We start from the raw sequence: 11,926 nt of genomic DNA, 5'->3' as shown, positions 1-11,926 counted from the left end.
CTAAGCGGCTTCTTCAGAAGTCTACCTTAGGCGTTTTTTGTATGTCGGTAATGAATGTCTGCATTAGATGCTTAATTTCTGTTGCGGTTTTTTGGAAAAAATCAGTGATTTCTTCATCGGAGCCAGTTACCCTGGCAGGGTCTGCTAATGGAAAATGAATTGTTTGGACGGAGTCGGTTGTGATTGGGCAATTATCTCGAGCATCACCGCAAAGGGTCACAATGTAGTCAGATGAATTGAAAAAGTTATCATCGATCGAATCAGAGGTTAGATGAGTGGTATCAAAGCCTTCCTGGTTTAATACCATAATTGTTTGCGGATGGACGCCACGGGGGTTGGTGCCAGCACTTTTGATTGACCAATCTGTTGGTGCATAGTAACGGACGTAAACATCGGCAAACTGGCTTCGTGACGAGTTACCAGTGCATAAAAAGTAAAGCTGAATTGTTTTTCTCCAAATTATAGTATCTAATATTATACAAGATTGGCAATTAAAAAATCCCGTTCAATTAAGCGGGATTTTTCAAAAGTAATCACTTTTCAAAGAGGACGGAGCGAACTCTTTTTAACTCTGTAGGAATCATCTCACAACAGCCACTATCAGGACGGCGGCTGTCGTCCATTTTTGCCATTGTTTCATGAATTACTGTCCACCGATCCCCAAATTTTTTCGGCCGTATCGACAACTAATTTAATCTTGGCCCATTGTTCATCTTCTGTTAGGTGATTTCCTTCTTCAGTGGAAGCAAAACCGCATTGCGTACTCAAAGCCAAATTTTCCAAAGGAACGAATTGGCTAGCTTCCCTGACCCGGTCAATCAAAACTTGAGGGTCTTCTAGTTCAGGTTTTTTGGAGGTTACCAAGCCCAAAACAACTTGCTTGCCGGCAGGAACCTTCGCCAATGGTGCAAAGTCACCAGAACGGTCGTCATCAAATTCCAAGTAGAAGGATTCAACGTTTTCCTTTGTGAAAAGAGTATTGGCAACGGTTGCGTAACCGCCTTTTGCTGCCCATGTAGAAGCATAGTTTCCACGGCAAACGTGTGTGCTGATACGAAGATCTTCAGGCAAGTTTTCCAATGATTGATTATTAATCTTCAAGTATTCTGCTTGGAGTTCATCAACGCCCTTTTGATCGATATTTTGTTCTGCCCAGAAATCAGTATCGGCGAGCATACCCCAAGTACAGTCATCCAACTTAATGTCGCGACAACCAGCTGCATAAAGAGCTAAGTAGAGGTCGTGGTAGGCAGTGGTCAAATCATGGATAAGGTCTTCGTGCTTTGGGTAAAACTTCTTCAAAATAGCAATGTTTTCCTCGCCACGAACTAATTCAGCATAGGCTTGTGCAGGAGATGGGATGCTTTGACGGGGGATAACATCCAAATCTTTGGTAATTTCTTTCAAGTACAAGAAGGCTTTCAAATCAGGATGGTCGTCGGTGAAGCGAATCTTGCCATCAACTTGGGCTGACTCAGCCCGTGTTTCAACATCGTGGAAAAGGTATCCGTGGTCGACATTTGTCTTTTTAATGCCTTCAAAACCCCAGAAGGTATCCAAGTGCCACCAGTGGCGACGGAATTCACCATCTGAAACGTAGTGAAGGCCAGCCTTGACTTCCTTTTCGACTAAATCCTTGATTTCTTCATCTTGAATTTTGGTCAGGTCTGCTTGGCTGATTTTGCCGTCATTTAAGTCTCCTTGAGCCTGCTTCAAGCGCTCTGGGCGGAGGAATGAACCCACGATATCAAAATGAACGGGGGCTTTTGTCAATGTTGCTACTGCTGTTTCTGCCATGTCTGTTCTCCTTTTTCTAGACACTAAAAAGCGCCCCCAGGTTTAGATTTTTAAATCTTAACCTAGAGGCGCATGTGAACGCTGTACCACTCTACTTTGCCGGTCTTATCACCAGCCTTAGTCGATACACCAATGGGGGCTATATCGCAACATGATAACGGTTGTTAACCGTAGCCAGCTTATCACAGAGGACTCACCAAACTATGAACTGCTCCTGGACCATTTTCATCCGTAGCCAAGCCACCGTGTCTCATCAAATCACGGTTTTCTGTAGAATTGCTTGCGAATTACTCATCCAATCACTGCAGTTGTTATCTTGCTTATGAGTATAACATTAAAAAAGTATGAGTCAACAGTGAGTTTAAAATTTATTGTTTTGTGCAAGTTCAAAAGTTTATAATAGGCACCAAGACAAAAAGCCGCGAGAGCTCTTTTGTAATTGACTTTGTTGATCTCGTAAATGGATCTTTTGATTTTTAAGAAGGTCCTCTAATTACTGGAGAAAAAATGAAAAAAATTGCTGTAATTGTCGGAAGTAATCGAACAAAAAGTGTGAGCCGGCGCTTAGCTTACTGGTTGGCTCCCTTGCTAAGTGGTCAAGAGGTGCAGGCTGACGTAATCGACTTAACGACCGTCGCTTTGCCATTTTTGGATGAGCCTGAACTACCATCTGCAGGCCATTATCAAAATCAGTCAACAATTGATTGGTCGAAGCAAATTCAAAGTTATGATGGAGTTGTATTCGTAGCGCCTCAGTATAATTGGGGCTATCCCGCCGTTTTGAAGAATGCCATTGATACGCTCTATGCTGAGTGGCGTGGGTTGCCGGTTGCGACTGTTTTCTTCGGTGGCCATGGTGGCTTCCAGGCTGATTTGGCCTTTTCACTAGTCTTACAGGGCGTGAAGGTTAATCGCTTACCTGTCAACCTTCGATTGAACTTGGCGGTTGGCCAGGTAACGGAAGAAATGACAGCAGCGGAACTAGCAGAGCTCTTGTTACCGTATCAAAGTCAGGTTGCCTTGATGCAGCAGGCCTTCCAAGATTTATGGCAGCACCATGAATAAGCGCTTCTTTGGTTTCAAAGGAGTGGCCATGGTCGGTGTTGATATTGGGACTGTTGGTACCTGCGCTCATTATCACTCAGATGTTGATGTTGCCGGCCTTCTTTGTGCTCGATGCGAGGAATACTTTGCTTGCTACCAGTGCCATGATGCCTTACGAGACCATCCCTTTGCACCGGTGGCAAAGATTTCAGCTGGGCCTGCAGTTCTTTGCGGTCGCTGCGGTCAAGAATTGACCTATCAAGAATATAAGACGGGTGCTTGTCCGAACTGTTTTGCCCTCTTTAACCCACGTTGCGAAATCCACGAAAAGCGGTATTTCTGCTGAGTGGGTTTTTATATTGTTTAGTCTGGACAACGAGTAGGAGCATCGCTATAATCATTGTCAAGTGAAAACGTGAAAAGGGGGGCGTGGGATGGAAGATACATTAACCGCTCAGGCAGGTTGGCGAGATGCCTTGCCAACCGTTTTTGGTTATATCGGCATTAGTATGGCCTTTGGCATCGTGGCCAAGGCGGCGGGGCTGAGCACTTGGCTGATTGTGCTGATTTCAGCACTTGATTACGGTGGCTCGGCTCAGTTCGTTTTAGTCACGATGGTCGGGTCTCACAGTTCGATAGCAGCGATTGTCTTTGCTGTTTTTTTGGTTAATGCGCGGATGATTTTAATGAGCATGACGCTAGCACCCTATTTCAACCGGTATTCGCTTTGGCGTAATATTTGGCTGGGCACCTTTGTCACGGATGAGAGTTTCGCTTTGGGGATGAGTAAGGTTAATGTTAGCCAAAATCGACTTAGCTTTCCTTGGTTGAACACGGTTAACTTAGTTTCGTATGCGAGTTGGCTATTGGGTACTTTTTTGGGTGCTGTTTTGGGCGGCTTGGTAACGGATCCTGGTCGATTTGGCTTAGAATTCGCCATTACAGCAATGTTTATTGGTCTATTAACGGCGCAAATTAGTACGGATAAGACGATTAAATTCGCCTTACAAGTAGTCGTGCTTCTCTTTGTGTTGGTCCTGCTTTACCTGCTTTTGATTTTTGTACCAAAAAACTTGGTTGTCTTGCTAGTAACAATTGGCGGATGCTTATTTGGGATGGTGGTGAAACGTGTCTTTGTCTAACTATATTCTAGTAACGATTATTGCTTGTGGACTGGTGACCTGGGTATCGCGGATATTTCCCTTTATCATGCTGAAAAAGTTTGATTTACCGGAAGGGGTGCTCGCATTTTTGAGTTTTGTCCCAATCACTATTATGGCTGGTCTTTGGTTTGAAAGCCTTTTTGTGCAACACATAGGGCACCTTCCCAGTATTAATTGGCCGAATTTTTGGGCCTCTTTACCAACGCTAGTTACGGCTGTGGCCACGAAGAACCTCTTGATCACGGTAGTGGTTGGTGTAATTTCCTTCGCAGTCATCAACTCTATTGGACTTTAAATTAAAATTTCCTCATAAAACCCTTGACGGCCGTGTTTTGAATGATTATTATTGGCACAACAACAGAAAAGGGGAAATGTCGATGCGAAAAATTGGAATTATTGGAATGGGCCACGTTGGTTCTACGGTGGCCCATGGTTTGATTGCCGAAGGCGTAGCAGATGAGTATGTTTTCATTGATAAAAATGAAAAGAAGGTCCAAGCCGATGCCTTGGATTTTGAAGATGCGAAAACAAACTTGAACAACAGTTTTTCTGTGACTGTCAATGACTATCAAGCATTGGGTGATGCGGATGTCATTATTTCAGCCATTGGTAAGATTGAATTGCAATACGATAACGTCGAACATGATCGCTTTATTGAATTGCCTCACAATGTTGAGCAGGTAAAAGAAGTTTCGGCCAAGTTGAAGGAAACTGATTTTGCCGGGGTTTTGGTAGTAATCACCAATCCTTGTGATGCGATTGCTGCTGTTTATCAGTCAGAGACCGGTTATCCTCAGGAAAAGGTACTTGGAACTGGAACACTTTTGGACACAGCGCGGATGCATCGGGCAGTTGGTTCGGCCTTCAATGTTGATCCACGATCAGTTGCGGGCTATAACCTCGGTGAACATGGAAATTCACAATTTACGGCCTGGTCAACGGTGTCTTTGAGGGGACAACCAATTACCGAATTAGCGGCTGAACAGGGAATCGATTTGGCTGCTATCGAGGAAGACTCTGTGGTTGGTGGTTATACGGTGTTTGATGGCAAGGGCTATACCTCTTACGGGATTGCGACGGCTGCCATTCGCTTGGCTAAGACCGTCATCCAAGATGCAAAAACCGAGATGCCGGTTTCTCACAAGCGTCCAGAATTTGCTTCTTATCTTTCTTATCCTGCAATTGTCGGTCGTCAGGGAGTTGTTTCTTATTCACAATTGGACTTGACGGAAGAAGAATTAGCAAAGTTGCAAAAGTCAGCAGACTCGATTCAAACGCAATTTGAGAAGGTTGTAACACAATAAAAGCGCTTTTATACCAATAATGATTCTAAAAATTAAATAATTTTAATAAAAGGCTTGACTAATTATTAGACGTTACGTATTATAAACGTATGGTAATTAATTGCTCCGTAGTTCAGTTGGTAGAACGCCGCACTGTTAATGCGAGGGTCGCTGGTTCGAGTCCAGCTGGGGCAGTCCTAGCCAAATAAGTGTTGGTTGTCAGTTGACAACCAACACTTTTTTATTTTATAACTTAGAATAGAAGGGGTTGATGAAATTTTTGTTGTGAACTTTTCTTGAAAAGATGATGAACGATAAATTAAAAATGTCTCATAAAACACTTGACTAATGTTTAGACGTTATGTATTATCAATGTATGGTAGTTAATTGCTCCGTAGTTCAGTTGGTAGAACGCCGCACTGTTAATGCGAGGGTCGCTGGTTCGAGTCCAGCTGGGGCAGTAGTGGGTAAAGTAAAAGACGGTGGTTGCTTTCTAGCAACCACCGTCTTTTGGCGTGATTTTGAAAACTGATTTTATAAAGAAGGCCTGCCAGGTTGGGCTTTCCGATACCAATACCAGGTACCATAGAGGGCATTTAATAAGATGATGACTTGCAAAACAAACATGGAGCTTGCATAAGCGTCGTGAATTAAAAAGATGTTGCGGTACCAGACAACGACTTGAATAATGTCAGAGACCAACCAGGCAATCCACTGCGATCGGAACCCGTAAGTCATAAGGATCTGACCAACAATGTTTAATGGGAGGACGGCAGAATCCAGGTAAACTTGCAGGCCATTAAAATGCTTGGAAAAAGTAACGACCGTGATATAGGAAGCAAGTGTGATTAAAGTTGTGATCAGGGCGGTATGCAATGTTAATTGACGGGAAGGAAGTTCCTTTTCGGCACCGCCGCGATAACGAGCCCAGGCCGCAATACCGATGAACTGCATGATAAATGCGAATCCCTGAGAGGTAAAATCACCATAAGTTCTTGAAAAAAGGGCGACAATCATCCATGTTGCTGTACCGATTAATCCCCAGAAGTAATTGCTTTGTTTTCCTTGATCGACTAAGGCCAGGTTGATTAGTGAACTAACTCCGGTTGAGACAGTCAACCAGGCCATTTTATTAAAACTTCCACCAATTAAAAAGGTGGTAACTTGAGCAACAACCATTAATAATAAGAGCACTTTTGTCATCTTACTGAGGTTGAGCAAATCTTGTGTGATTCGTCTGGGTGACATTGTTTCCTTAAAAATGCGCCAGAAGCTCACGTTGTTCTCTACATTCTCCATCATTGTTTTCTCCTTGTTGTTTTTTAGGTGCCGTGACGGAAGCAACGCACCGATTTGTAACCACTCCAGTATACTCCTGAAAAAAGCGAACGTACCAACTGATTTAGTGAAAACGTTCGGTTTAAATGAAGATTAAACCGCTATAGGACGGGGCGGAGATGTGTTTTGCGTGCTATAATTGGTATGTTTGAAGAAACCGTGATTTTTAAATTTAAGGGAGTATCACATCATGTATTTGTTCATCAACATCATCGGTCTTTTGGTGTTTATCGCCTTGGCCGTCTTGTTATCAAAAAACCGGTCCGCTATTAATTGGAAGTCGGTTTCAATCATGGTTGTCACCAACTTGGTGTTAGCTTGGCTTTTGACAGGTTTTCCATTGGGCCGGACCATCGTCAAGGGAGCTGCTTCTGGCTTTGACAGTTTGATTTCTGCTGCCAGTGCCGGAATTGACTTCGCTTTGAAACCAACTGGAATGGCATTGCCAGCAAACTTCGTTGTTTCGGCGTTGTTGCCAATTCTCTTGGTTGTGCCATTGTTCGACATTTTGACCTATGTCGGGGTTTTGCCATTTATTATCAAATGGGTTGGCCGCGGTTTGTCAAAGCTTTCTGGCCAGCCTAAGTTCGAATCATTTTTCTCAGTTGAAATGATGTTCTTGGGAAACACGGAAGCGCTCGCGGTTTCTGGTATCCAATTGAACCAGATGAAGGCTTCTCGTAACTTAACGCTGGCCATGATGTCCATGTCTTGTGTGACGGCTTCAATCCTTGGTTCTTATATGCAAATGATGCCTGCACAGTATATTTTGACTGCTGTGCCAATCAATGTCTTAAACGCTTTGATTGTAACGTCGATTTTGAATCCTGTTGAAGTAACAGAAGCAGAAGATACGATTGCAACGATTGAAGCAGCGGCCCCTGCAGCTGAAACCGCTGAATCTGGTTCACAAGAATTAGCACAAGAAGAAATTGAAAAGGCTGAAAAGCCGGCACGCGAACCGTTCTTCTCATTCTTGGGTGATTCAATTTTGGGCGCCGGTAAGTTGATCTTGATTATCGCTGCTAACGTTATTGCCTTTGTTGCCTTGGCGGCCCTTGTTGACAAGATTTTGGCTTGGGTAAACCCATGGTTGTCGCTGGAGCACATCTTGGGAATTGTCATGTTCCCATTTGCTTGGTTAATGGGCTTTGGCAACCAAACAGCCTTCGATTTGGCACAATTCATGGGAACGAAATTGGTTACCAATGAATTCGTCGTCATGGGTAAGGTAACTGGTGAGATTGCTCATTATGCACCGCACTATAAGGCAGTGTTGACGGTTTTCTTAACGTCATTTGCCAACTTGTCAACTATCGGTATGATTATCGGGGCCTTCAAGGGCTTGGTTAACAAAGAAAAGAACGAAGTGATTGCTAAAAATGTTCTTTACCTGTTGTTGTCTGGAATTTTAGTTTCACTCTTCTCAGCGGCAATGGTTGGACTCTTTGTTTGGTAAAATTTTGTTTCAAGAGCACCCGGAAGGGTGCTTTTTCTTTTGCTGAAAATTGGCTCTTTTCACCAAAGCCTGCTAGAATAAGAATGTGAAGCTAGTTTAGCTAGCCAGAAATTTTCAGACAAATGGCAGACATTTGTTTGATGCTTTAGAAGCAATGTCAAGTACAGAATAACCAAGGACAGGTGAATCATTTCAGCTGTTATATTTCGATTTAATCCAAAAGTGTTTAGATAAAAAAAGCGGATTTTACGAAAAATGGTTACTGGCAAAGGAAGGTTTTATTTATGTTATCTCGTTCTCAACGGCGGAAGACGGATGGTCGTAAGCGTCGATTTTATAAGCAATGGTGGTTTTGGTTAATTCTCGTTTTGATTGTTGGTGGGGTGGCTTTTTACATGATTGGCTCAGCCTCATCTAAGAAATCAAGCGACACACCAACACCAGATATTTCATATTCATCGTCTAAGAAGAAAACTTATGATTTTGATGATTCGTCATCATCAGATTCTGACGATACGGCAACATCTTCAAGCTCAAGTAATAACATTGCAGCCTCGAATGCAGCTGCACAATCCGCTGCTGCTGCAGCACAGTCTTCTTCAGCAGCAAAGGCTGCTCAAGAAGCTGCAGCTGCCCAATCTGCTGCGGATTCATCATCTCGGGCGGCAATGTCCCAATCAATTCTTGATAAACAGCAACAAGCAGCAATACAAAATAGCCAAAATAATCAAAGTACACAAACAAATCAAAACACCAGTACTGACACTAACCAAAATACGACACAAACAAGTCATTAAAATTTTGAACCTGGACGTTCGCCCAGGTTTTTTAGTATAAAATTAGCTTGACTATTTTCATGGTCCTTTGTACACTTAGAAAAGCTAATGAGGAGTACACAAGCGCAGCTATGAGAGACCTAGTGGGTGGTGAAAACTGGGACTGTTAATGTGGAAGGTTGCTTTGGCCTTAAAAATGTTAATGAATGAGTGGCTATCAAATTGTGGATAGCAATTTAGGTGGTACCACGTGTAAGCGTCCTAATCGAAAGATTAGGGCGTTTTTTATTTTCGGACCACAGGCCACATGACTATTAAAGGAGATTTGCTATGCGTGAAGTTGAAATGTCAACCAAGTACGATCCAACAGCCGTTGAGGCTGGGCGTTACCAAGACTGGCTGGATAATGATTTGTTTGCACCGGAAGCAAATCAAGCCATTCAGAGCCAAGAGCCAGAACCATATTCAGTGGTGATTCCACCACCAAACGTCACTGGTAAGTTGCACCTTGGTCATGCCTGGGATACAACTTTGCAGGATATGTTAATCCGGCAAAAGCGGATGCAAGGCTTTGATACTTTGTGGCTACCAGGAATGGATCACGCTGGTATCGCTACCCAAGCTAAGGTTGAACAACGTTTGCGCGAACAAGGTGTGTCACGCTATGATTTGGGTCGGGAAAAATTTGTCGAACAAGTGTGGGACTGGAAAAATGAATATGCTTCAACCATTAAACAGCAATGGGGCAAGATGGGCTTGTCATTGGATTACAGCCGCGAACGGTTTACATTAGATGAAGGGTTAAACCAGGCGGTTAACAAGGTCTTTATCGATTTGTATAATAAGGGCCTGATTTATCGTGGCGAATACATTATTAACTGGGATCCACAGGCCCGAACGGCTTTGTCTGATATTGAAGTCATTTATCAAGATGATGAAGGGGCCTTCTACCATGTGAAGTATCCATTTACAGATGGTACGACCTTGAATGGTAAGGACTACATTGAAATTGCGACAACTCGTCCAGAAACAATGTTTGGTGATGTTGCGGTTGCGGTTCATCCTTCTGATGAACGTTATCAGGACTTGATTGGTAAGACGGTTAAGGTTCCTCTTGTCAATCGCGAAATTCCAATCATCGCCGATGAATATGTTGAAAAAGACTTTGGAACTGGAATGGTTAAGATTACGCCAGCCCATGATCCAAACGATTTTCAAGTCGGCAACCGGCATGATTTGGAACGAATCAATACCATGACAGAAGATGCCCATTTGAACGAAAATGCTGGCAAGTACGTTGGTCTTGATCGTTTCGAAGGTCGCAAGGCCATGGTTGCCGATTTGCAAGAACAAGGGTTCATGCTTGAAGTAGAGCCCCTGGTTCACTCAGTTGGACATTCTGAACGGACAGGTGTTCAAATTGAATCACGACTTTCAACACAGTGGTTCGTTAAAATGGAGCCATTGGCTCAGCAAATTTTGGCCATGCAAGAAAATGCTGATGAAAAGGTGAACTTTGTTCCTGGACGCTTTGAAGACACCTTTACCCGTTGGATGGAAAATATTCGCGACTGGGTGATTTCTCGGCAACTCTGGTGGGGACACCAGATTCCGGCCTGGTACAAGAACAAAGGAACAGACCAGGAAGAAATTTACGTTGGAACAGAGGCACCTGATGATGACTGGGAGCGTGACCCAGATGTCTTGGATACTTGGTTCTCTTCAGCCCTTTGGCCATTTTCAACGATGGGCTGGCCAAACGACTTAGATGGCGATTATGCTAAGTATTACCCAACAAATACCTTGGTAACCGGTTATGATATTATCTTCTTCTGGGTTGCCCGAATGATGTTCCAAGGAAAAGAATTTACTGGAGAACGCCCATTTAAGAACGTCTTGATTCACGGCTTGATTCGTGATGGGGAAGGCCGCAAGATGTCAAAGTCATTGGGGAACGGTGTTGATCCAATGGACGTGATTGAAAAGTATGGTGCCGATGCCCTACGGTGGTTCTTGGCAACTGGTTCAACACCTGGCCAAGATGTCCGCTTTACTTATGAAAAGATGGATGCGGCTTGGAACTTCATTAACAAAATCTGGAACGTTGCCCGCTATGTCATCATGAACCTGGATGATGATACGAAGGCTGAAGTGCCAGCAAAAGATCAACAAACGTTGGCCGACCAGTGGATTTTGGATCGCTTGAACAAAACAATTAAAGAGGTTTCAGAAAACTTTGAAAAGTTTGAGTTTGGTGAAGCTGGCCGCGATTTGTACAACTTCATCTGGTCTGATTTGGCTGATTGGTACGTTGAAATGACCAAGGAATCATTGAATGGTGACGGGGATAAAACGGCCGTTCAACAAACCTTGGCTTACGTCTTGGATCAAACGTTGCGCTTGCTCCAACCAATTATGCCCTTTGTTGCTGAAGCTATTTGGCAAGAAATGCCACAGCAAAAGGGCAAGGATGAACACCTCGGTATTCAAGCCTACCCTGTTTATCAAGAATCTTTGGCAAATCCTGCAGCAGCGGCTTCTTTCAAATCCTTGCAAGATCTAATCGTGGCCGTCCGAAACATTCGTGCCGAAGCAAAGGCGCCAATGTCAAAGCCAATCACCGTGATGATCAAGGTGACCGATCCGGCATTGAAGTCAATTTTTAATGAAAATGCTGACTATATCGATCGCTTTGTGAAGCCAGAATCATTGACGATTGATACCGATGTGACCGTACCACAATTGGCAATGTCACAGGTTATCACTGGTGCAGAAGTTTATGTTCCATTGGCCGGCTTGATCGATATTGAAGCGGAAATCAGCCGCCTAAAAGGTGAAGCTGATAAGTTTCAAAAGGAAGTTACTCGAGCCAATGGTAAGCTTTCAAACGAAAAGTTTGTCAACTCGGCACCCGAAAAGGTTGTTGCGGCTGAACGTGAGAAGCTTGCTGATTGGCAAGAAAAGCTTGCTTCGACTCAAAAGCGCATTGCTGACTTACAAGCACAAGGGTAAAATAACCGAATAGTAATAAAAATCCTCACCTTTGGTGGGGTTTTTATGTTAGGT

Annotated in this window: 11 protein-coding genes and 2 tRNA genes; 10 read left to right on the top strand and 3 right to left on the bottom strand. The window is 43.6% G+C overall.

Annotation, left to right across the window (positions count from 1 at the left end; translation table 11 throughout):
* Nucleotides 1–13: 13 nt before the first annotated feature.
* Entirely contained in the window at nucleotides 14–445 is a 432-nt protein-coding gene (locus ACSYSH_RS04340) for an arsenate reductase ArsC (RefSeq protein ID WP_491706155.1), read from the bottom strand.
* A gap of 191 nt (nucleotides 446–636) precedes the next feature.
* Nucleotides 637–1,797: a 5-methyltetrahydropteroyltriglutamate--homocysteine S-methyltransferase gene (locus ACSYSH_RS04335; protein ID WP_491702314.1), complete on the bottom strand. Its 1,161-nt coding sequence runs from the start codon at nucleotides 1,795–1,797 to the stop codon at nucleotides 637–639.
* Between the two features lie 507 nt (nucleotides 1,798–2,304).
* Between ACSYSH_RS04335 and ACSYSH_RS04330 the strand changes: the two genes are divergently transcribed.
* From ACSYSH_RS04330 to ACSYSH_RS04300, 7 genes are all read left to right on the top strand, one after another.
* Entirely contained in the window at nucleotides 2,305–2,862 is a 558-nt protein-coding gene (locus ACSYSH_RS04330) for an NADPH-dependent FMN reductase (RefSeq protein ID WP_491702315.1), read from the top strand.
* Nucleotides 2,855–3,187: a CHY zinc finger protein gene (locus tag ACSYSH_RS04325; protein WP_491702316.1), complete on the top strand. Its 333-nt coding sequence runs from the start codon at nucleotides 2,855–2,857 to the stop codon at nucleotides 3,185–3,187. The genes ACSYSH_RS04330 and ACSYSH_RS04325 overlap by 8 nt, the downstream gene beginning before the upstream one ends.
* 88 nt (nucleotides 3,188–3,275) lie before the next feature.
* Nucleotides 3,276–3,983: an AzlC family ABC transporter permease gene (locus tag ACSYSH_RS04320; protein ID WP_252773406.1), complete on the top strand. Its 708-nt coding sequence runs from the start codon at nucleotides 3,276–3,278 to the stop codon at nucleotides 3,981–3,983.
* Nucleotides 3,970–4,299 carry an AzlD domain-containing protein gene (locus ACSYSH_RS04315; RefSeq protein WP_491702317.1) on the top strand — a complete coding sequence of 110 codons (330 nt, stop codon included), beginning with the start codon at nucleotides 3,970–3,972 and terminating at the stop codon, nucleotides 4,297–4,299. The genes ACSYSH_RS04320 and ACSYSH_RS04315 overlap by 14 nt, the downstream gene beginning before the upstream one ends.
* A gap of 82 nt (nucleotides 4,300–4,381) precedes the next feature.
* Nucleotides 4,382–5,308 carry an L-lactate dehydrogenase gene (locus ACSYSH_RS04310; RefSeq protein ID WP_491702318.1) on the top strand — a complete coding sequence of 309 codons (927 nt, stop codon included), beginning with the start codon at nucleotides 4,382–4,384 and terminating at the stop codon, nucleotides 5,306–5,308.
* A 101-nt stretch (nucleotides 5,309–5,409) separates the two neighbouring features.
* Nucleotides 5,410–5,482 (top strand) — tRNA-Asn (locus ACSYSH_RS04305).
* A 193-nt stretch (nucleotides 5,483–5,675) separates the two neighbouring features.
* Nucleotides 5,676–5,748: transfer RNA gene (locus ACSYSH_RS04300), tRNA-Asn, on the top strand.
* A 73-nt stretch (nucleotides 5,749–5,821) separates the two neighbouring features.
* On the opposite strand, the gene pnuC is transcribed toward ACSYSH_RS04300, so the two are convergent.
* A complete protein-coding gene (gene pnuC, locus ACSYSH_RS04295; protein ID WP_252773409.1) occupies nucleotides 5,822–6,589 on the bottom strand; it encodes a nicotinamide riboside transporter PnuC in 768 nt (255 codons plus the stop codon).
* Nucleotides 6,590–6,815: 226 nt separating this feature from the next.
* Between pnuC and ACSYSH_RS04290 the strand changes: the two genes are divergently transcribed.
* The 3 genes from ACSYSH_RS04290 to ACSYSH_RS04280 all read left to right on the top strand — a co-directional run bounded on the left by ACSYSH_RS04290 (nucleotide 6,816) and on the right by ACSYSH_RS04280 (nucleotide 11,872).
* Entirely contained in the window at nucleotides 6,816–8,084 is a 1,269-nt protein-coding gene (locus tag ACSYSH_RS04290) for a NupC/NupG family nucleoside CNT transporter (RefSeq protein WP_491702319.1), read from the top strand.
* Nucleotides 8,085–8,368: 284 nt separating this feature from the next.
* A complete protein-coding gene (locus ACSYSH_RS04285) occupies nucleotides 8,369–8,881 on the top strand; it encodes a hypothetical protein (RefSeq protein ID WP_491702320.1) in 513 nt (170 codons plus the stop codon).
* A gap of 309 nt (nucleotides 8,882–9,190) precedes the next feature.
* Nucleotides 9,191–11,872 (top strand): valine--tRNA ligase, encoded by a 2,682-nt coding sequence (locus ACSYSH_RS04280; protein ID WP_252773412.1) that lies wholly within the window; start codon nucleotides 9,191–9,193, stop codon nucleotides 11,870–11,872.
* The last annotated feature ends 54 nt before the right edge of the window (nucleotides 11,873–11,926 follow it).

Source organism: Fructobacillus sp. ESL1117 (genome assembly GCF_058508565.1).
This window is presented reverse-complemented; position numbering and strand designations above follow the sequence as displayed.

What these genes read in the sequence shown, in the direction of transcription:
- ACSYSH_RS04335 (WP_491702314.1), bottom strand. Translation starts at nt 1,797, where the DNA reads ATGGCAGAAACAGCAGTAGCAACATTGACAAAAGCCCCCGTTCATTTT.
- pnuC (WP_252773409.1), bottom strand. Translation starts at nt 6,589, where the DNA reads ATGATGGAGAATGTAGAGAACAACGTGAGCTTCTGGCGCATTTTTAAG.
- ACSYSH_RS04280 (WP_252773412.1), top strand. Translation starts at nt 9,191, where the DNA reads ATGCGTGAAGTTGAAATGTCAACCAAGTACGATCCAACAGCCGTTGAG.
- ACSYSH_RS04285 (WP_491702320.1), top strand. Translation starts at nt 8,369, where the DNA reads ATGTTATCTCGTTCTCAACGGCGGAAGACGGATGGTCGTAAGCGTCGA.
- ACSYSH_RS04290 (WP_491702319.1), top strand. Translation starts at nt 6,816, where the DNA reads ATGTATTTGTTCATCAACATCATCGGTCTTTTGGTGTTTATCGCCTTG.
- ACSYSH_RS04310 (WP_491702318.1), top strand. Translation starts at nt 4,382, where the DNA reads ATGCGAAAAATTGGAATTATTGGAATGGGCCACGTTGGTTCTACGGTG.
- ACSYSH_RS04320 (WP_252773406.1), top strand. Translation starts at nt 3,276, where the DNA reads ATGGAAGATACATTAACCGCTCAGGCAGGTTGGCGAGATGCCTTGCCA.
- ACSYSH_RS04330 (WP_491702315.1), top strand. Translation starts at nt 2,305, where the DNA reads ATGAAAAAAATTGCTGTAATTGTCGGAAGTAATCGAACAAAAAGTGTG.
- ACSYSH_RS04325 (WP_491702316.1), top strand. Translation starts at nt 2,855, where the DNA reads ATGAATAAGCGCTTCTTTGGTTTCAAAGGAGTGGCCATGGTCGGTGTT.